General features: G+C 64.5%; 18 protein-coding genes. 11 read left to right on the top strand and 7 right to left on the bottom strand.

Going from position 1 to position 18,246, the window contains the following annotated elements; translation table 11 throughout:
- Window positions 1–24: 24 nt before the first annotated feature.
- Together RS899_RS25165 and RS899_RS25160 are read left to right on the top strand one after the other, a co-directional pair.
- On the top strand, window positions 25–906 hold the full coding sequence (locus RS899_RS25165) for an ABC transporter permease subunit (protein WP_139092896.1): 882 nt from the start codon (window positions 25–27) through the stop codon (window positions 904–906).
- On the top strand, window positions 903–1,775 hold the full coding sequence (locus RS899_RS25160) for an ABC transporter permease subunit (RefSeq protein ID WP_024762146.1): 873 nt from the start codon (window positions 903–905) through the stop codon (window positions 1,773–1,775). The genes RS899_RS25165 and RS899_RS25160 overlap by 4 nt, the downstream gene beginning before the upstream one ends.
- 410 nt (window positions 1,776–2,185) lie before the next feature.
- Here the strand turns inward: RS899_RS25160 and RS899_RS25155 are convergent, their stop codons facing one another.
- Complete coding sequence (locus tag RS899_RS25155) at window positions 2,186–4,573, bottom strand: penicillin acylase family protein (RefSeq protein ID WP_315808339.1); 2,388 nt, start codon at window positions 4,571–4,573, stop codon at window positions 2,186–2,188.
- Between the two features lie 107 nt (window positions 4,574–4,680).
- Between RS899_RS25155 and RS899_RS25150 the strand changes: the two genes are divergently transcribed.
- The gene (locus tag RS899_RS25150) at window positions 4,681–5,730 is read left to right on the top strand and encodes an AraC family transcriptional regulator (RefSeq protein WP_054908130.1); all 1,050 of its coding nucleotides are present in this window, start codon (window positions 4,681–4,683) and stop codon (window positions 5,728–5,730) included.
- Window positions 5,731–5,733: 3 nt separating this feature from the next.
- On the opposite strand, the gene RS899_RS25145 is transcribed toward RS899_RS25150, so the two are convergent.
- The gene (locus tag RS899_RS25145) at window positions 5,734–6,246 is read right to left on the bottom strand and encodes a transcriptional regulator (RefSeq protein WP_024762149.1); all 513 of its coding nucleotides are present in this window, start codon (window positions 6,244–6,246) and stop codon (window positions 5,734–5,736) included.
- Window positions 6,247–6,334: 88 nt separating this feature from the next.
- Window positions 6,335–6,910 (bottom strand): DUF6436 domain-containing protein, encoded by a 576-nt coding sequence (locus RS899_RS25140; protein ID WP_315808338.1) that lies wholly within the window; start codon window positions 6,908–6,910, stop codon window positions 6,335–6,337.
- A gap of 123 nt (window positions 6,911–7,033) precedes the next feature.
- Here RS899_RS25140 and RS899_RS25135 point away from each other — a divergent pair, with 123 nt between their 5' ends.
- Window positions 7,034–7,972, top strand: a complete 939-nt coding sequence (locus RS899_RS25135; RefSeq protein WP_054908128.1) for an alpha/beta hydrolase — start codon at window positions 7,034–7,036, stop codon at window positions 7,970–7,972.
- A 154-nt stretch (window positions 7,973–8,126) separates the two neighbouring features.
- Here RS899_RS25135 and RS899_RS25130 read toward each other — a convergent pair whose 3' ends face one another.
- Window positions 8,127–8,867, bottom strand: coding sequence for a hypothetical protein (locus RS899_RS25130; protein ID WP_315808337.1), 741 nt, complete (start codon window positions 8,865–8,867; stop codon window positions 8,127–8,129).
- 127 nt (window positions 8,868–8,994) lie between these two features.
- On the opposite strand from RS899_RS25130, the gene RS899_RS25125 reads away from it, so the two are divergent.
- Window positions 8,995–9,606 carry a 2OG-Fe(II) oxygenase gene (locus tag RS899_RS25125; protein ID WP_409978033.1) on the top strand — a complete coding sequence of 204 codons (612 nt, stop codon included), beginning with the start codon at window positions 8,995–8,997 and terminating at the stop codon, window positions 9,604–9,606.
- Between the two features lie 12 nt (window positions 9,607–9,618).
- Here RS899_RS25125 and RS899_RS25120 read toward each other — a convergent pair whose 3' ends face one another.
- The gene (locus RS899_RS25120) at window positions 9,619–10,167 is read right to left on the bottom strand and encodes a DUF6160 family protein (RefSeq protein WP_054908125.1); all 549 of its coding nucleotides are present in this window, start codon (window positions 10,165–10,167) and stop codon (window positions 9,619–9,621) included.
- A 256-nt stretch (window positions 10,168–10,423) separates the two neighbouring features.
- On the opposite strand from RS899_RS25120, the gene RS899_RS25115 reads away from it, so the two are divergent.
- Window positions 10,424–10,918: a DUF523 domain-containing protein gene (locus tag RS899_RS25115; protein ID WP_315808335.1), complete on the top strand. Its 495-nt coding sequence runs from the start codon at window positions 10,424–10,426 to the stop codon at window positions 10,916–10,918.
- A gap of 140 nt (window positions 10,919–11,058) precedes the next feature.
- Window positions 11,059–11,490 carry a DUF4399 domain-containing protein gene (locus RS899_RS25110; RefSeq protein ID WP_315808334.1) on the top strand — a complete coding sequence of 144 codons (432 nt, stop codon included), beginning with the start codon at window positions 11,059–11,061 and terminating at the stop codon, window positions 11,488–11,490.
- Window positions 11,491–11,738: 248 nt separating this feature from the next.
- Here RS899_RS25110 and serA read toward each other — a convergent pair whose 3' ends face one another.
- Complete coding sequence (gene serA / locus RS899_RS25105; RefSeq protein WP_045215566.1) at window positions 11,739–12,968, bottom strand: phosphoglycerate dehydrogenase; 1,230 nt, start codon at window positions 12,966–12,968, stop codon at window positions 11,739–11,741.
- 190 nt (window positions 12,969–13,158) lie between these two features.
- Here serA and RS899_RS25100 point away from each other — a divergent pair, with 190 nt between their 5' ends.
- The 4 genes from RS899_RS25100 (at window position 13,159) to RS899_RS25085 (ending at window position 16,882) form a co-directional block, all read left to right on the top strand.
- The gene (locus tag RS899_RS25100) at window positions 13,159–14,553 is read left to right on the top strand and encodes an FAD-binding oxidoreductase (protein ID WP_139092891.1); all 1,395 of its coding nucleotides are present in this window, start codon (window positions 13,159–13,161) and stop codon (window positions 14,551–14,553) included.
- A gap of 160 nt (window positions 14,554–14,713) precedes the next feature.
- Entirely contained in the window at window positions 14,714–15,379 is a 666-nt protein-coding gene (locus RS899_RS25095; protein ID WP_315808333.1) for a fumarylacetoacetate hydrolase family protein, read from the top strand.
- Between the two features lie 85 nt (window positions 15,380–15,464).
- Window positions 15,465–16,382, top strand: a complete 918-nt coding sequence (locus RS899_RS25090) for an SdiA-regulated domain-containing protein (RefSeq protein WP_233297521.1) — start codon at window positions 15,465–15,467, stop codon at window positions 16,380–16,382.
- A gap of 119 nt (window positions 16,383–16,501) precedes the next feature.
- The gene (locus tag RS899_RS25085; protein WP_054908120.1) at window positions 16,502–16,882 is read left to right on the top strand and encodes a NirD/YgiW/YdeI family stress tolerance protein; all 381 of its coding nucleotides are present in this window, start codon (window positions 16,502–16,504) and stop codon (window positions 16,880–16,882) included.
- Between the two features lie 164 nt (window positions 16,883–17,046).
- Here RS899_RS25085 and RS899_RS25080 read toward each other — a convergent pair whose 3' ends face one another.
- Complete coding sequence (locus RS899_RS25080; protein WP_045215578.1) at window positions 17,047–18,078, bottom strand: histone deacetylase family protein; 1,032 nt, start codon at window positions 18,076–18,078, stop codon at window positions 17,047–17,049.
- Window positions 18,079–18,246: the final 168 nt, after the last annotated feature.

Raw genomic sequence — 18,246 nt, 5'->3', positions numbered from 1 at the left:
ATCAGCAAATCGCTCATGAAACGCCTGCCGAACGGCCGGCATGCCGTGATCGGTGTGCCGTTCTTCTGGCTGTTCCTGTTCTTCCTGCTGCCCTTCGCCATCGTGCTGAAGATCAGTCTGGCGGCAGCGGACGTGGCCATTCCGCCGTACACCGAAGTATTCCAGTACGCCGACCAGACCCTTCAGGTCGTGCTGAACCTGGGCAACTACCTGATGCTGACGGACGACCCGCTCTACATCGACGCCTACCTGGGCTCGCTGAAGATGGCGGCGATCAGCACGTTCCTCTGCCTTGTGATCGGTTATCCGATGGCCTACGCCATCGCCCGCGCCAGCAAGGAAATGCAGACCGTCCTGCTGCTGCTGATCATGATGCCGACCTGGACGGCGATCCTGATCCGCGTGTACGCCTGGATGGGCATCCTGTCCAACAACGGCCTGCTCAACAGCTTCCTGATGTGGCTGGGCATCATCAACGAGCCGCTGACGATCCTGAACACCAACTTCGCGGTGTACATCGGCATCGTCTACTCGTACCTGCCCTTCATGGTCATGCCGCTCTACGCCAACCTGGTGAAGCACGACATGAGCCTGCTCGAAGCCGCGTCCGACCTCGGCGCGCGCAGCTTCACCAGCTTCTGGAAGATCACCGTGCCGCTGTCCAAGAACGGCATCATCGCCGGCTGCATGCTGGTGTTCATCCCGGCGGTGGGCGAATTCGTGATCCCGGAACTGCTGGGCGGCCCCGAGACGCTGATGATCGGCAAGGTGCTGTGGCAGGAGTTCTTCAACAACCGTGACTGGCCGGTGGCTTCCGCCCTCGCCGTCGTGATGCTGGCGATCCTGATCATTCCCATCATCCTCTTTAACAAGAACCAGGCTAAAGAGCTGGAGGGCAAGGTATGAACAAGCGTTGGTCGTTCTCCAACATCATGCTGGTGTTGGGCCTGCTCTTCATCTACGTGCCGATGATCATCCTGGTCATCTACTCGTTCAACGGCTCCAAGCTGGTGACCGTGTGGGGTGGCTGGTCGGTGAAGTGGTACGTCGGCCTGCTGGACAACCAGCAGCTCGTTGGCTCGGTGTTCCGCTCGCTGGAGATCGCCTGCTACACCGCGATCTCCTCGGTAGCCCTGGGTACCCTGGCCGCCTTCGTGCTGACCCGCATCCCGCGCTTCCGTGGCCGTACGCTGTTCGGCGGCATGGTCACTGCGCCGCTGGTCATGCCCGAGGTAATCACCGGTCTGTCGCTGCTGCTGCTGTTCGTTGCCATGGCCCAGCTGATCGGCTGGCCACAGGAACGCGGCATCGTGACCATCTGGATCGCCCACACCAGCTTCTGCTCGTCCTACGTAGCGGTCGTGGTGTCGGCGCGCCTGCGCGAGCTGGACCTGTCCATCGAGGAAGCGGCCATGGACCTGGGCGCCAAGCCCTGGAAAGTGTTCATGCTGATCACCATCCCGATGATCGCGCCGTCGCTGGCGGCGGGCGGCATGATGTCCTTCGCCTTGTCGCTGGATGACCTGGTACTGGCCAGCTTCGTGTCCGGCCCTGGCTCCACCACCCTGCCGATGGAAGTGTTCTCCGCCGTGCGCCTGGGCGTGAAGCCGGAGATCAACGCCGTAGCCAGCCTGATCCTGCTGACCGTTTCGCTGTTCACCTTCTTCGCCTGGTACTTCACCCGCCAGGCCGAGGAGCGTCGCAAGCGCGCGATCCAGGAAGCCATGGAGTCCAACGCGACCGATTGGCAGAAGGGTTCGACAGCCACCGCCTGACGCCGTCTTGTCGGCCGGTAGTATCCGGCGATTGTCGAACCACGGGCCACCTTCGGGTGGCCCGTGTTTTTTTGCTCACACGTTATTCCGAAGTGCTTGGAAAATCGGGATTTATCGGAAAAATCCGTGGGTCGCAAAGGCTCGCTCCCGGCCGATTGCCAACTACGCTTGAAGTGTTCGGATGCGTTGTCCGGTCACCCCCCGAACCAGGACCGGGCCGCGTAGCCGGCAAACTTCCAGTGACGCCTTATGGCACTCCGTGCGGGAGACGGCGCCCAATACAACACCCCGATCGTTATCCCTTGGGGAAATAACGCGCCAGGGAGCTTCGGCATCTCCCGCAACACTCTCTACCATGCACCCATGAAAAACCCCGCAGGAGCGGGGTTTTTCATTTCCGGCAGGGCTATTCAGCGACGGACGGGGATCAGCCGCAGAATGCCCTTGGTGTTGGCCTTCACCTCGTTGTCATCGTAGTGCTGCGGCAGGTACTGGCCTTCGATGTAGGCTTCGGCCTGGTCGTCGTAGTGCTTGTCGAAGGGCACGCCGCTCTGGCCCACCGGGTTGATGCCCAGGCTGTGGGCGGGGTCGGCGAAGTCGATCAGGCGGCGCGTGGACGGGCCGTAGACCACCTGCCACGGCGCAGGGCCGACGCGAGCGGAGAGGTTGTTCGGCACTTCGTGGCCGCCGGGCGCGGCGAACGGGCCGACGTTGAAGATGCGGTCCAGCGGCTTCTGCATACCCAGCGGGTGGCCGTGTGTCAGGGTGTGCACCTTGCCCCACTGCCATTGCTTCGAGTCCTGGCCGAGGATGGCGCGCAGGTGTGCCAGGCTGTCCTTCCAGGCCGCCTTGACGATATCCGCGCGGGTTTCCTTCTGCGGCGTCTTGCGATTGTCCCACCAGGGCGAGTTCTCGTCGGCGGCCAGGCGTGGCAGGGCCACGTCGAGCACACGGGTGGACAGCAGGTTGTCGAAGAAGGCGTCGCCCATCTCGTCGCGCATGGCGCCGTCTGCCACCTGGTAGATCAGCTGGTTGAATACCGTGGCTGTCACCGAATCCAGCGGATGGTCGCCCTGCCAGTTGGCCAGGTTTTCCACCAGTGCCTTTTCTTCGTCGGTTGCGGCGGCTTCGCGCAGGATTGGCAGCAACGGCTTGAGGAAGCGTGGGCCGTAGCCGGTGGCGGTATCCAGTTGCAGCGCCTGGCTGTTCTGCAGGTCCCATTTCACCGAATCGTCGGACAGGCGCTTGTTCAGTTGCTGACCGCGATCGGGCAGGTTGTAGTAGCCCGGCACCGGGCGACCGTTGGTCGGCACCGGCTGGAAGTTGGCGGAGACGATGTAGCCGCGCGCCGGGTTTTCTTCCTGCGGGTTCTCGCTGAAGGGGTAGAAGCCGGTCTTGTCGGCCTGGCCGCTGGCGCCGTCGAGCAGGAAGTTCGGGTTGACCCCGTCCGGGCGTACCGGCAATTGCGCCGAGGCCCACCAGCCGATGTCGCCGCGGGCGTTGGCCCATACCACGTTGAGGCCCGGCGACTGGATCTTCGAAGCCGCGGTGCGCGCCTTGGCCAGGGTGTCGGCGCGGTTCAGCTCGTAGAAGGCATCGAGGATCGGGTTCTGGGTTTCCAGGAAGGCCCACCACATGGCCACGGGCGTCTTGCCCGCGGCGGTGCCCAGCGCGTCGTTGACCAGCGGACCGTGGGGCGAGCTGCGCAGGGTGATCTTCACCGGCGCCTCGCCCTTCACGGCGATGCTCTGCTCCTCGTTCTTCAGGTCCACCCACTGGCCGTGGTACCAGACCTGGTTGGGGTTGTCCGGGTTGACCTTTTCGGCGACCAGATCGACGTCGTCGTTCTGGAACATGGTCAGGCTCCAGCCGAACTGCAGGTTGTGGCCCAGCGAGGCGAACGGGTTGAGCGCCTGGTAGTGGCCGTACAGCTCGAAGCCCGGCGCGCTGGCCTGCATCTCGTACCACACTGCCGGCACGGCGAAGCGGATGTGCGGGTCACCCGCCAGCAGCGGCTTGCCGCTCTTGGTGCGGCTGCCGGAAACGGCCCAGGCGTTGCTGCCTTCGAACTGCGGCAGGCCGGCCTTCTCCAGGGCCGCGTGGCTGAGCTGGGCGATGGCGCTCATGTCCTGCCAGTCGGCGGCGGCCAACGGGGACGGCGTGAGTACGCCGTTGGGGTGCCAGTCGAGGTCGAAGACTTTCAGGTAATCCGTGCCCAGTTGGTCGCGCACGTAGGTCAGCACCGGTTCGGTACGGAAGGCGGCGGCGAAGCTGTAGGCCATGTAGCCGGCGACGCTGACGGTGTCCTCGGGCGTGAAGGGGCGCTTGGGTATGCCGAGGATGTCGAATTCCACTGGGCGCGGGTGGCTGTCCTGGAACTGGTTGACGCCATCGAGGTAGGCGACCAGGGCCTTCCAGGCCGGGGAATTCTTGTCCTGCGTCTTCACATACTCCGCCGCGTGGTCGCGGATGCGCAGGCTGCGGAACATGCGGTCGGTGTCCACCAGCTTGGGCCCGAGCACTTCGGCCAGCTCGCCGCGGGACAGGCGCCGGAGCATTTCCATCTGGAACAGCCGGTCCTGGGCATGCACGTAACCGATCGCCCGGTACATATCCTCCTCGCTGCCGGCCTTGATGTGCGGCACGCCACGCTCGTCGTAGCGAACCGTGACTTCGCTGGCGAGGCCGGCCAGCGGCAGTTGTCCGTCGCGTACCGGCTGCTTGCCGTGCAGGTACCAGCCAGCGCCCGCCGAGGCAGCGGCGACAACGACAGCGAGGACAGTCAAAGTGCGTTTCATGGGGCAACTCCTTGTTGTTATGCGGCGATTCTGCAAAGGAAGTTGCGTTGCGTTCATTGACCAAATACCTCATGGCTGGAACTCTTTGGTCAATTCCAGGAGGAAGCATGTCCGCCCCAGAGCTGAATTTCCCGGCAGCGCCAGCCATGACCCAGTCCGCCACCTTGCGCCGCCAGTTGTACGAGGCGCTGTCCGTGCTGGGCTTCGACCCGACCGACATCTATCGCCAGGCCTTGCAGAAGGTCCGCCTGCCGCCGCCGGCGCAGAGTGGCCGGCTGGTACATGACGATGCCCCGCTGTTCTGGACGACCCTCGACGACATCACCGGCGATCCCGACATCGGCCTGCACCTGGGGGAGGCGATGAAGCCGCGTCTGCTCGATGTGGTCGGCTACCTGCAGATGGCCAGCAGCGACCTGCGCGAGGCGCTGCACAGCTTCCTGCGTTTCCAGCACATCCTCTCCGGTGGCTTCGCCGCACAGATGCATGAAGAAGGCGACCGGGTACGGCTGATCCTCGACCTCAACTACCTGGGTATCAGCAACCTGCGGCAGCAGATGGAATGCCTGATGCTGCTGTTTCTCAAGCAGCTGGCGCTGATCACCGACGATGAGTTCCGCGTCCAGGCCGTGGAGTTCCGCCACCCCCAGCCGCGCCGCCTGAGCGAGCACCGGCGGCTGTTCGGTCTGACGCCCAGCTTCGGCAAGCCCAATGACGCACTGCTCTTCGACCGGGCCCTGCTGGCGAGGCCATCGCGTACCGGCAACCCGGTGCTGCACCGCCTGCTCACCGAGCATGCGCGCGAACAACTGGGCACTCTGGACGAGAACGACCTGCTCAATCGCCTGCGCTACCTGATCGGCATCCGCCTGGGGGAGGGGGAGTGCACACTGCAAAGTTGTGCTCGCGAACTGGGCGTGCGCGCAGGGCTGCTGCAACGCAACCTGGCGAGCCGGGCGCAGACGTTCAGGGAGGTGCGAGAGGAGGTGCGTCGGCAGCGTGCGGCGCAGTTGCTGGAGCAGGGCGTGGCGATTCGCGAGGTGGCGCGGGCCTGTGGGTTTGCCGAGGTGTCGCCGTTCTATCGTGCCTTCAGGCGCTGGTATTCGGTGCCGCCCGAGCGCTATCGCCAGCGCCTGCGAGGCGGCACCGAAGGCTGAAGGCTACTCGGCCAGCGGGATTTCGCGGCTGACTTCCAGCAGCGCCATGGCGTCCAACTGGTCTTCGATCTGCAGGAAGCGCAGCGCGCGCTGCGGCGAGACTTCCTTGGCGATGCGCTTGAGGTATTTCTCCTTGAGATCCTGGCGGTCGTCCTGCAGCTCCAGCACCTGTTTCTGCAGTTTCGCTGCCTCGTCGTTGCTCACCGAGCCGGTGTTATAGCTGTTGGCGTAGTCGATGATGATCGCCAGCGTCTGCTTGCTCAGCTTGTCCGCCTCGGTGCGGTAGCTGTTGTAGATCGGCCAGAACTTCTCGGTCTCCTGCGGGGTGAGCTTCATGTTGGCTTCGACGATGCGCTTGCGCTTGTAGTCGATGTCGGCGATGCGGTTGTTGATGGCCTGCTTGTGTTGCTCCATGACCTGGCTGCTGCTGGGGGTATCTTCGGCGTGGGCGGCCAGGGGCAGGACGAACCCGGTGGAGAGAGCGGCGCAGAAGGCGAGGGCGGAATGAAGACGCATGCGAAAAGCTCCTTGGTGACGATCAGCCCTTCATGGGCCGGCGAACCAAGTGTAGTCACGGATTGGCCATCGTCTTCGTTGATGCGGCTCAGTGCTTCGTTTCGTCCCACGGGCAATAGCAACCCACGGCCAGGGTGTGGGTCGCATTCACCTGGCGCCCCTGCACCAGCGCGTCGAGGATCGGCTCGATGAAGCTGTTGCCCGAGGTACACACTGCACCCTCGCTGTAGGGGCCGAAGTAGGCCAGCTTGCCCTGGGCGTTCCAGATCGCCACGGCAGGGCTCGCCGGCAATTGCCCGGCGCCGGGCAGTGAGTCCAGCGCGCGCATGGCGCTGAGCGTGTCGGGCAGGTGGCCGCGGGTGCCGGGCTTCTGCACGGCGAAGAACTCCACGCCCTGCGGGCCGAAGCGCTGGATCAGCTCGGCGAGGTGCTGCTGGTTGCCGACGTTACAGGGGCAGGCCGGGTCCCAGAAATGCACCAGGCGGATCTTCCCGGGACCGGCCAGTTGCGCGGGCAGCATCAAGTGGTCGCCGGAGAACAGCTGCGGCTGATGGCTGAATGGGCGGATGAAGCGGTTCTCGTACCACCAGTAGGTGGCGAGCAGCGCGCCCAGGCAGAGCGCGGCAATCAGCCAGGTGAGCAGCGACTTTTGGCGTGAGGACATGGCAGCGACCAGTGACAGAGTCGGTAAGATAGCCGACAAGCTTGCCACGGGGGCGGGCGCGGCAGAATATCCCGCTGCTCCGTGCGCTCCTTCCGTTACCTGCCTGCCAGAAGCGAAACGCCCATGCCTGAAGCCTTCCAGCCCGATCTGCTGCGTACCCTGCTGCGACCACTGACCGCAGAGGCGAACGAGGTCGGCATCGCGCTGTACCAGCATTTCTATGGCCTGGACCTGCATGGGCGCCACCCGGGGCTGCAGAGCCGCCTGGGCACCTTCGAGGCCGGGGGCTACCAGATCGCCGCGCAGTACTGGCGGCCGGTGCTGGCGCGCGGGACGGTGGTGCTGCTGCATGGCTATTACGATCACATGGGGCTGTACCGCCATGTGATCGACTGGGCGCTGGGCATGGGTTTCGCAGTGCTGGCCTGCGACCTGCCGGGCCACGGCCTGTCCGGCGGCGCCGCTGCCAGCATCGGCGACTTCGCTGAGTACCAGATAGTGCTGGGCGCACTGCTCAATCAGGCGCAGGCGCTGGACCTGCCGCAACCCTGGCACCTCTGTGGGCAGAGCACCGGCGGGGCGATCCTGCTGGATTACCTGCTCACTGGCGCGCCCCGTCCGGAGCTCGGACGAACCATCCTGCTGGCGCCACTGGTGCGGCCACGGGCCTGGGGCTGGTCGAAATTCAGCTATCAGTTGCTGCGACCGTTCGTGGACTCGATTCCGCGACGGTTCAGCGAGAACTCCAGCGACGCCGAATTCCTCGCCTTCCTGCGTGATCGCGACCCGCTGCAGCCGAAGATCCTGCCGACGGCCTGGGTGGGCGCACTGTCGCGCTGGATTCCACGCATCGAGGCCGCCGGCCACGGCGCGCAGAGCTTGCTGGTGGTGCAGGGCGACGCCGACGAGACGGTGGACTGGCGCTACAACCTGAAGGTACTGGAGGAGAAGTTCGAGAAGATCGAATGCCTGCTGTTGACCGGCGCGCGCCACCATCTGGCGAACGAGAGCGAGGCGCTGCGCAGACGTTACTTCGATTTTCTCAGTGAGCGGATGGCATAGCAGGGGGGGATGCGGGGATGGGAGCCGCTGTAGTCGAGGGTGTGTCCTTCACTCCATGCGCCATGATCCTCAGGCGCCACCCTCTGTACAGCGGGCGCAATTCTAGGGTGAGGGTCTCTCGGAGTGGTCCGCTAGGACGGTAAGGTTATTCCTATCATTGCCCGCTGGAGGAAACACTTAATCCGGCTTTAAGGGCGGCCAGCGCGGCGCGGTAATAATCGCGCCCGGCTGGCGACTCGCTGAAATCGGCGAACTGGCCCAGCTCGGCATCGCTCAGGCCGCGATAGACGTACAGCAGAGTGTTGTCGAGATCGGCGCCGATCTGTCCCATCAGCTTCTGTCGCTGGCCTTCGAGCATGCCTTGGGTAGTGCCGCCGCCGAGCAGGCCGGGGAGCATCTGGCTGAGGCTGTCGGCGGCGACGCTGGCCAGCGCCAGGCTCACTTCGGCGCCGGCTTCGCGGGCCGGCAGCACCTGGCTCAGGCGATGGACGATCTGCTTGCGCGCATCGCTGGCCTGCTGGCGCGGCAGGCCGTTGGCGTATTTCTGCAACTGGTCGCTGCGGGTAGCCAGGGTCTCGGCGCCGGCCACCTTGCGGCCCAGCGGGGATTCGAAGAAGTTCACCGCCGCCGCGCTGTTCGGCAGGTTCTGGCGCAGGCCATTCAGGGCGCGCTGGTCGATATCGGCAGGGGCGAAGCGCTGGTTGCTGTTGTCGACCAGCGTCTGGTACAGCGCCGGCGGCAGATTGCCCTGGTAGCGCTTCTGCGCGGCGTGCAGGGCGTCATTGAAGTGCGCTCGCTGCTCCGGCCAGCCCGCAGCCTGGTACAGGCGCTGGTAGTCGTCGGCCAGGGCAGGCATGCCCAGTACAAGAAGGGTGAGGGCCAGCAGTACGCGCATTGCAACTCCTTTTGGGCGGCAGGGTTCGCTCGCCGGGGGCTATTGTCGGCAAGGCTTGCCCTGCTTGTCGAGACACTGGCGCCGGACGTTACAATACGCCATGCATTTCGACGCCCCTTCGCCATTCATGCAAGGCCCCCTTCTGCAAAGCATCGTTGACGGCCTCGCCGACAAGGGCTGGTCGCAGCAGGACGCCTTCCTTCCCGATGCCCTGATCGCCCAGCTGGCGGCGGAATGCCGTTCCCGTGACGCGGCCGGCAAGCTGGCCGCCGCGGCCATCGGGCGGCGAGAGGGGCAGGCCGTGCGCGAAGCTATCCGCGGCGACCGCATCCAGTGGCTCGAGCCCGGCCAGTCCGAGGCCTGCGACCTGTACCTGGGCGCGTTGGATGCGCTGCGCCGGCAGATCAACCGCGCGCTTTTCCTCGGTCTGGAAGACTTCGAAGGGCACTTCGCGCTCTACCCGCCAGGGGCTTTCTACCAGAAACACCTGGACCGCTTCCGCGACGATGATCGCCGCACCGTCTCGGTGGTTTTCTACCTCAATCGCGACTGGCCAGTGGCGCAGGGCGGCGAACTACGGATGTACTTCCCCGACGAACGGACACTGGACCTGCCGCCGCTGGCCGGCCGGCTGGTGGTGTTCCTCTCCGGCGACTTCCCTCACGAAGTGCTGCCGGCCAGCCACGAGCGCCTGTCGCTCACCGGCTGGTTCCGCCGCCGTGGTGACGCGCTGCTCTGAGCCCGTAAGGCGTCAATGCCCCCAGATCTTCAGGGTGCCGCTGATGTCCTGAATGTCACGCACTTCGATGCTCCCCAGTTTTCCGCCGCCCACGTAGAGATCGCCGGCCACGCGCAGGCGGATGGTCTGCGACGGCAGCCCGCTGGCGTTCAGCTGCTGGTTGATGGTGGTGAGGTCGGGCAGGGTCAGCGCCAATTGCTGCTGGCCGCCGGCGCCTTGCACCACATCCACCTGCAGGGTCGGCTGCTCGACGCCGAAGATCGGCAGGCTCAGGCCCAGCTGCGCGGCCCCGTACGGCAGGCTGCCGCCGCGGCCATCGGGGCAGTCGCCGGCATTCACGCAACCGTTGTCGATGAACACGTTGCGCAGCGAGACGCTGCCGCCGTCGTCCTTCCACGCCACGCTGTCCATGTGCGCCAGCACGTCGGCGCGGATGCTGATGCCGTCCTGGCCGGTGACGGCGCCCAGGTGTTCATTATCCAGCGCCTGGAGCTCGGCGAAGGCCAAGGGCAGGTAGGACAGCGCGGCGAAGGTGGCGGTGCAGAGCAAGAGGCGAGGCATGAGGGAGGCTCCATGGCGATTGGCCGATGCGCGAGTCTGGGCGGCGCCCTGCCGGGCAGCCAGTGCCGGGCGGCTGTTCCCGTCGAAGGTTGTGTTTCAGCGCTGTGCCGACGGCCGGCGAGCCGCTCAAGGACCCGACTTTCGGCGGGGCGGAAACCTGTTGCGACATACGGCCCGATGAAAGTTGCGTTACCCGGCGTGACCGCCAAACGGCGAGCGGCTAGTCTGTCCCCTTCCAAAAGGGAGTGATTCGCCCATGCAGAAGGTTCTCGTCAGCCGCTGCCTGCTTGGCCATCGCGTCCGCTACGACGGCGGCGCGCACGGGCCGTTCGACCTGCTATCGCGCTGGCTGGACCAGGGGCGGGTGGTGGCGCTGTGCCCGGAAGTCGCCGGCGGCCTGCCGACGCCCCGTGCCCCGGCGGAGATCCCTGGAGGCCAGGGCATGGCCGTGCTGGAGCGGGTGCGCCCAGTGATGACGGTGGAAGGCGAGGACGTCAGTGACGCCTTCCTGCTCGGCGCCGAGGAAGCCATGGCGCTGGTGCGTCGCCACGATATCCGCCTGGCGGTGCTCAAGGCGCGCAGCCCTTCCTGTGGCAACCGCGAGAACTACGACGGCAGCTTCAGCGGGCAGAAGGTCGCCGGCGAAGGTGTGACCGCCGCCGCGCTCAAGCGCATGGGCGTGCTGGTGTTCAGCGAGGAAGAACTGGATGCCGCGGCCGTCTGCCTGGCCGGGCTGGAAGCCGGAGGCTAGAGCGCCCGGCGACACTCGAAGACGCACTATTTTCCTTGAGCCTCGCGCCTGGGCGCCTATGCTTGTGCGTTCCATGCGGGAGGCGAAGGCGGCCTGAGCGGTCCTTCGCCTTTTCGTCATCCAAGTAGAAGGAGAAGAACATGAGAACCCTGCTGTCTTGCCTGGGCCTTGCCGCGCTGCTCGCCGGCACTTCCGCAGTCGCCGCCGATATCCCGCGCACCCCGGCTCCGGAAGGTGCCAAGGTGTACTTCATCGAGCCGGCCGACGGCGCCACGGTGGACAAGACCTTCACCGTCAAATTCGGCCTCAAGGGCATGGGCGTCGCGCCCGCTGGTGTGGACTCGCCGGCCACCGGCCACCACCATCTGCTGATCGACCTCAAGGAGCAGCCGGCGATGAACCTGCCGCTGCCCATGACCGACAACATCAAGCACTTCGGCAAGGGCCAGACCGAAACCCAGGTGACCCTGCCACCGGGCAAGCACACCCTGCAACTGCTGGTGGGCGACAAGAACCACGTGCCGTTCGACCCGCCGGTGGAGTCGCAGCAGATCACCGTCAATGTGAAGTGATGGCTGGGCTCGGGCGTGGGGGCTTGCCCTCACCCTAACCCTCTTCCGGGGGGAGAGGGGACTGTCCCGAGTGCGCTGATTGTTTGGAGCTTGCCGGCTAACGCTGAACTCATTCCCATGCTCCAATCGGCCCCCTCTCCCTCTGGGAGAGGGCTGGGGTGAGGGGCATTCAGCCGCGCCGATATTCCAAACCGCAGAAACAAAAAAGGAGGCCCGAAGGCCTCCTTTTTCTTTACCGCAATCAGCGCTTAGAACAGAACGCGGCTGCGGATGGTGCCGTTGACGTGCTGCAGCTTCTCCAGCGCCAGGTCCGAGTACTCGGCGTCGACGTCGATCACCACGTAGCCGACCTTGTCGTTGGTCTGCAGGTACTGGCCGGAGATGTTGATGCCGTTGTCGGCGAACACCTTGTTGATCTCGCTCATCACACCCGGAATGTTCTCGTGGATGTGCAGCAGGCGGTGCTTGCCCGGGTGCGACGGCAGGGCGACTTCCGGGAAGTTGACGGAAGATACCGAGGTACCGTTGTCGCTGTATTTGACCAGCTTCTCGGCCACTTCCAGGCCGATGTTGGCCTGGGCTTCGGCGGTGGAACCGCCGATGTGCGGGGTCAGGATCACGCGATCCAGGCCGCGCAGCGGGCTTTCGAACTCGTCGTCGTTGGACTTGGGTTCGACCGGGAACACGTCGATGGCGGCGCCGATCAGGTGCTCGTCCTTGATCGCGGCGGCCAGGTGGTCCAGCTCGACCACGGTGCCACGGGCGGCGTTGATCAGGATGCCGCCTTTCTTGATGGCGCGGATTTCCTTCTCGCCGATCATCCACTGGGTGGACGGCAGCTCCGGCACGTGCAGCGAGACGATGTCGGACATGCCGAGCAGCTCGTGCAGGTTGCCCACCTGCTGGGCGTTACCCAGCGGCAGCTTGGTCACGGTGTCGTAGAAGAACACCTGCATGCCCAGGGCTTCGGCCAGGACCGAGAGCTGGGTGCCGATCGAGCCGTAGCCGACGATGCCCAGCTTCTTGCCGCGGATCTCGAAGGAGTTGGCTGCGGACTTGATCCAGCCGCCACGGTGGCAGGAGGCGTTCTTCTCCGGAATGCCGCGCAGCAGCAGGATGGCTTCGGCCAGCACCAGTTCGGCGACCGAGCGGGTGTTGGAGTAGGGCGCGTTGAACACTGCGATGCCGCGCTCGCGGGCTGCGTTCAGGTCGACCTGGTTGGTGCCGATGCAGAAGCAGCCAACGGCGATCAGCTTCTTGGCAGCGTCGAAGACTTCTTCGGTCAGCTGGGTGCGGGAGCGGATACCGATGAAGTGTGCATCGGCAATCTTTTCCTTCAGCTCGTCACCGGACAGTGCGGTCTTGAGGTACTCGATGTTGGAGTAGCCGGCCGCCTTGAGGGTGTCGACGGCGTTCTGGTGCACGCCTTCAAGGAGAAGGAATTTGATCTTGCTCTTGTCGAGAGAAGTCTTGCTCATCTGCTTTGAACCTGTAGTCCCGGGATGTGGCGAGAAATTGAACAGCTCAGGCCGGACCGGCCGGTGCCAAGCTTGGCGCCAGGTGGCGATCTGCGTGGGGTGCGTATGCTAGCATGTTCTCCCTTTTCCTTGCCCGGTTGCGACCTGAGCTGTTCTCAGGACGACCATGAACCATTTGAGAGTTCCTCCAATGACCCGCGACGCCCTGATCGAATCGCTCAAGCCCCTGCTGGATGCCGGGAAGCTGCTGACAGACGCCGATTCCCTCGACACCTATGGCAAGGACTGGACCAAGCATTTCGCCCCGGCACCCCTGGCGATCGCCTTCCCCAAGAGCACCGAGCAGGTCCAGGCCGTCGTCCGCTGGGCTAACGAGCACAAGGTCGCGCTGGTCCCCTCGGGCGGCCGTACCGGGCTCTCCGCCGCCGCCGTCGCCGCCAATGGCGAAGTGGTCGTGGCCTTCGACTACATGAACAAGATCGTCGAGTTCAACGAATTCGACCGTACCGCGGTCTGCCAGCCGGGCGTGATCACCAAGCAGCTGCAGACCTTCGCCGAAGAGCATGGCCTCTATTACCCGGTGGACTTCGCTTCGTCGGGTTCCAGCCAGATCGGCGGCAACATCGGCACCAATGCCGGCGGGATCAAGGTCATTCGCTACGGCATGACCCGCAACTGGGTGGCCGGCATGAAGGTCGTCACCGGCAAGGGCGACCTGCTGGAGCTGAACAAGGACCTGATCAAGAACGCCACCGGCTACGACCTTCGCCAGCTGTTCATCGGCGCCGAAGGCACCCTGGGCTTCGTGGTCGAGGCCACCATGCGCCTGGAGCGCCAGCCGAAGAACCTCACCGCGATGGTCCTCGGCACCCCGGACTTCGATTCGATCATGCCGGTGCTGCATGCCTTCCAGAGCAAGCTGGACCTGACCGCCTTCGAGTTCTTCTCCGACAAGGCCCTGGCCAAGATCATGGCCCGCGGCGACGTGCCGCCGGCCTTCGAGACCGATTGCCCGTTCTACGCGCTGCTGGAATTCGAAGCGACTACCGAGGAAGTGGCCAACGAGGCGCTGGCGACTTTCGAACATTGTGTAGAGCAGGGCTGGGTGCTGGACGGCGTGATGAGCCAGAGCGAGCAGCAGCTGCAGAACCTGTGGAAGCTGCGCGAGTACATCTCCGAGACCATCTCCCACTGGACGCCATACAAGAACGATATCTCGGTCACCGTGAGCAAGGTCCCGGCATTCCTCAAGGACATCGATACCATCGTCGAAGCCAACTACCCCGACTTCGAAGTGGTGTGGTTCGGCCACATCGGCGACGGCAATCTGCACCTGAACATCCTCAAGCCCGAGAACCTGAGCAAGGACGAGTTCTTCGCCAAGTGCGCGACCGTCAACAAGTGGGTGTTCGAGACCGTGCAGAAGTACAACGGCTCGATCTCGGCCGAACACGGCGTGGGCATGACCAAGCGCGATTACCTGGGTTACTCTCGCTCCGAGGCTGAAATCGGCTACATGAAGGCGGTCAAGGCGGTGTTCGACCCGAACGGGATCATGAACCCCGGCAAGATCTTCGCCGAATAAGCTGCGGTATCCAGAAGGGCCGGTTCTTTGGGATAGAGGGGCCGGCCCTTTGCACGTCAGCGTCACGGGAAGTGGCGCGTACGCCGGCAGGATGCGGGCAACTGTGCGGGATCACGAGCCCCGCGCGGATCATCTCTTCCATCCGTTGCAGGAGTCGGTCATGAGTTACCAGCATCAGTATGTCGATGGCACCCCGATCCATTTCACCCTGGGCAAGGTGGTGTGCGTCGGCCGCAATTACGCGGAGCACGCCAAGGAGCTGAACAACCCGGTGCCGACCGAGCCGCTGCTGTTCATCAAGCCCGGTTCCTGCACGGTTTCCCAGGCTGGCGGTTTCTCCATTCCCGAAGATCGCGGCTCGGTGCATTACGAGGCAGAAATCGCCGTGCTGATCGGCAAGCCGCTATCGCGCAAGCCGAGTGCCGAGGAAGTGCTGGACGCCATTTCCGGCTACGCTCCGGCCCTGGACCTGACCCTGCGCGACGTGCAGGCGAAGCTGAAGGAAAAGGGCCTGCCGTGGGAACTGGCCAAGTCCTTCGACGGCGCCTTCGTGCTGGCGCCCTTCGTCAGCGCTGACCACTTCCCGGACCCGGCCGACATCGGCATCCGCCTGACCATCGACGGCGAAGTCCGCCAGGATGGCAACAGCCGCGACATGCTCAACCCCATCGTGCCGCTGATCCAGCACATCTGCGGGCATTTCTCGCTGCAGCCGGGCGACGTGGTGTCCACCGGCACGCCGGTCGGCGTCGGTCCGCTCACGAGCGGTAGCGAGGTGGTGCTGGAACTTCCCGGTGCCAGTCGCTTCGAAAGCCGCGTGCTTTAACACCGTTGTCCCGCCGAAGGCCGCCGATTGTGCGGCCTTCGCTTGTTGCGGGATGCCTTGCCCGTGCTGATCAACAAGAGTCGCCATGACCATGTCCGTCCTTCGTCCTCGCTGGCTGCTGCTGGCCTTGCTGTTTATCCTGATTGTGCTCGGCTACCTGACATCCCGCTTCCACTGGGATGACCGTGCGCGTCTCTGGTTGCGCGAGCAGGACACCAGCACTCAGGCGCGCTCGGAAAGCATCTGGTTGCCCGGTTACCGGGCGGTCATCCAGGCCAAGCCGCTCAAGGGCGGCATCGAGGGGCAGGAGACCTCCGACCTGGCCTACAACCCGGTGACCCGCACCCTGTTCACCGTGACCGGCAAGAAGCCGCTGCTGGCCGAACTGTCGCTCACCGGCGATGTGCTGCGGGTGATTCCGTTGCTGGGCATGTCGAACCCGGAAGGCGTGGCGGTGCTGGAGAACGGCAATATTGCCGTGACTGACGAGCGCAAGAATTCCCTGACTATCTTCCACGTCGATCCGCAAACCCGCGAGCTGAGCACCGCGAAGCTGTCCAGCTTCGACCTCGGGCCGCGCGGCAAGAAGAACAAGGGCATCGAGGGCATCGCCTGGGATCCCCGCCAGCATCGCCTGGTGCTGGGGCAGGAGCGTGACCCGATGGCGCTGTTCAGCCTGGCCAGCGATGGCGGGGCGAGCCTGAGTGGCGCACTCCAGCCCATGTCCAGCGACCTTCTGATGACCAACGTCTCGGCACTGAGCATCGACCCGCGCACCGGTCATACCCTGGTGTTGTCGGCGGAGTCTCACCTGCTGCTGGAACTGGACGAGAAGGGCGAGCCGGTCAGCTTCATCAGCCTGCTCGGTGGCCTGAACGGCTTGCACGACCGGATTCCGCGCGCCGAAGGCGTGGCCATCGACGAGCAGGGCACCATCTACATGGTCAGCGAGCCGGACCTGTTCTACGTGTTCAAGCGTGAGGCGCAGCCGGCCAAGGATTGATTCAGCTCGGAGTAAATGGCGGTTCTGGGGTCTTAAGCTTGGGTTAAGTCCTGATTCAGGCTGGTTTCAGCCGTGGACACTAAGCTGAATCCATCGAAAACGCCCAAGGAGGCACTTCCATGAAACTCCGTCATCTCCCCCTGATCGCTGCTGTTGGCCTGTTCTCCACCGTTACCCTGGCTGCTGGTGGCTACACCGGCCCGGGCAGCGATGCCCAACCCGCCGCCGCTGCCGGCCAGATCACTACGGTGAAGCAGGCCCAGGCCGCCGCCGATGACACCAAGGTCGTGCTTGAAGGCACCATCACCAAGCGCATCAGCAGCGAGCACTACGAGTTCAAGGACGCCACCGGCAGCATCCAGGTCGAGATCGACCACGACGATTGGCCGGCGGGTACTTCGGTCTCCGAGAACACCAAAGTGCGCCTGACCGGTGAGGTTGACCACCACAAGCAGAAGCCCACGGACATCGATGTGGATCGCGTGGAAATCCTCCAGTAATCCACTCTCGATAAAAAAGCCGCGCCGGGAACCCCATCCCCGGCGCGGCTTTTTTGTGGCTCTACTGTAGGAGCGAGCTTGCTCGCGAACCCTGGCGTTTCGCCGATTTTCCCGGCGTGCTCGGTCGGATTTTCGCGAGCAAGCTCGCTCCTACAGAACAGCCCTCAACCGATGCTTTCGAAGCCCTGCAGCACGTTGATCGCATTGATGCCGATTTCTTCCACCGCGTAACCCCCTTCCATGACGAACAGGGTCGGCAGGCCGAGCTTGCCGATGGCCTCGCCCATGCGCAGGTAGTCCGGGCTGTCCAGCTTGAACTGGGAGATCGGGTCTTCCTTGTAGGTGTCCACGCCCAGCGACACGATCAGCACGTCCGGCTTGTACGCCGAGATCTGCCGGATCGCCGCCTGTAGCGCCAGGCTCCACACCGACCAGTCGCTGCCCGAGGCCAGCGGGTAGTTGAAGTTGAAGCCTTCGCCCACACCCTGGCCCTTCTCGTCGGCGTAGCCGAGGAAGTAGGGATACTCGAAGCGCGGGTCGCCGTGGATCGAGGTGAACAGCACGTCGGCACGGTCGTAGAAGATGTCCTGGGTACCGTTGCCGTGGTGGTAGTCGACGTCGAGGATGGCCACGCGGTTGGCGCCCTGGTCGAGGATCGACTGGGCAGCAATGGCCGCGTTGTTGAAGAAGCAGTAGCCACCCATGAAGTCCGCCGAGGCGTGGTGGCCTGGCGGACGGCAGAGCGAGAACACCGAGCGCGCGCCCTTGGCCAGTTCGGCCTGGCCAGTCATCGCCACGTTCACCGAGCTGAGTACCGCCTGCCAGGTGCCGGCGGTGATCGGTGCGCCCGCGTCCAGGCTGTAGTAGCCCAGGCGGCCGTCGATGCTGTCCGGCTCCTTCTGCCGCAGGCGGCGGGTCGGCCAGCAGATCGGTAGCATGTCGTGGGTCCGGCCGGTGGCCAGCCAGTCACGCCAGGCGTGTTGCAGGAACCGCACGAAGCCTTCGCTGTGCACCCTCAGGATGGGGTCCAGGCCGAAATCACGCGGGGCCTGGATATCGCCCAGTTTCACCGCCTTGGCCCGGTCCAGCACCATGTCGGCGCGGCTGGGCTTTTCGAAGCAGGGGGTGAACTGGCCGCCGATCAGCTCGTGCTGACCGTGGTGCAAGCGATGGTCGTCGGTGTAGATCGTCAACATCACGCGCTCCTGAGGGCGCACAAGGCGCCCGGTTAGGTTCCGGTTATCTCAGCCTGTCTACGGTCTGCTGCGCGTCGGCATAACTGCGTTGAAATCGGTCTCGGGATGCTCATTTACTGCGTGTAAATTCCGCTCCCTCGACCGATTTCGCCTTGTTCTGCTCTAGCT

The sequence above is a fragment of the Pseudomonas sp. C9-3 genome, assembly GCF_032392015.1.
GTDB classification, from domain to species: Bacteria; Pseudomonadota; Gammaproteobacteria; order Pseudomonadales; family Pseudomonadaceae; genus Pseudomonas; species Pseudomonas nitroreducens.
This window is presented reverse-complemented; position numbering and strand designations above follow the sequence as displayed.

Bases quoted from the DNA above. Each gene is read 5' to 3' on its own strand.
- RS899_RS25080 (WP_045215578.1), bottom strand. From the start codon at position 18,078: ATGTTGACGATCTACACCGACGACCATCGCTTGCACCACGGTCAGCAC.
- RS899_RS25110 (WP_315808334.1), top strand. From the start codon at position 11,059: ATGAGAACCCTGCTGTCTTGCCTGGGCCTTGCCGCGCTGCTCGCCGGC.
- RS899_RS25115 (WP_315808335.1), top strand. From the start codon at position 10,424: ATGCAGAAGGTTCTCGTCAGCCGCTGCCTGCTTGGCCATCGCGTCCGC.
- RS899_RS25135 (WP_054908128.1), top strand. From the start codon at position 7,034: ATGCCTGAAGCCTTCCAGCCCGATCTGCTGCGTACCCTGCTGCGACCA.
- RS899_RS25125 (WP_409978033.1), top strand. From the start codon at position 8,995: ATGCAAGGCCCCCTTCTGCAAAGCATCGTTGACGGCCTCGCCGACAAG.
- RS899_RS25100 (WP_139092891.1), top strand. From the start codon at position 13,159: ATGACCCGCGACGCCCTGATCGAATCGCTCAAGCCCCTGCTGGATGCC.
- RS899_RS25120 (WP_054908125.1), bottom strand. From the start codon at position 10,167: ATGCCTCGCCTCTTGCTCTGCACCGCCACCTTCGCCGCGCTGTCCTAC.
- RS899_RS25150 (WP_054908130.1), top strand. From the start codon at position 4,681: ATGTCCGCCCCAGAGCTGAATTTCCCGGCAGCGCCAGCCATGACCCAG.
- RS899_RS25085 (WP_054908120.1), top strand. From the start codon at position 16,502: ATGAAACTCCGTCATCTCCCCCTGATCGCTGCTGTTGGCCTGTTCTCC.
- RS899_RS25140 (WP_315808338.1), bottom strand. From the start codon at position 6,910: ATGTCCTCACGCCAAAAGTCGCTGCTCACCTGGCTGATTGCCGCGCTC.
- serA (WP_045215566.1), bottom strand. From the start codon at position 12,968: ATGAGCAAGACTTCTCTCGACAAGAGCAAGATCAAATTCCTTCTCCTT.
- RS899_RS25145 (WP_024762149.1), bottom strand. From the start codon at position 6,246: ATGCGTCTTCATTCCGCCCTCGCCTTCTGCGCCGCTCTCTCCACCGGG.
- RS899_RS25155 (WP_315808339.1), bottom strand. From the start codon at position 4,573: ATGAAACGCACTTTGACTGTCCTCGCTGTCGTTGTCGCCGCTGCCTCG.
- RS899_RS25160 (WP_024762146.1), top strand. From the start codon at position 903: ATGAACAAGCGTTGGTCGTTCTCCAACATCATGCTGGTGTTGGGCCTG.
- RS899_RS25130 (WP_315808337.1), bottom strand. From the start codon at position 8,867: ATGCGCGTACTGCTGGCCCTCACCCTTCTTGTACTGGGCATGCCTGCC.
- RS899_RS25090 (WP_233297521.1), top strand. From the start codon at position 15,465: ATGACCATGTCCGTCCTTCGTCCTCGCTGGCTGCTGCTGGCCTTGCTG.
- RS899_RS25095 (WP_315808333.1), top strand. From the start codon at position 14,714: ATGAGTTACCAGCATCAGTATGTCGATGGCACCCCGATCCATTTCACC.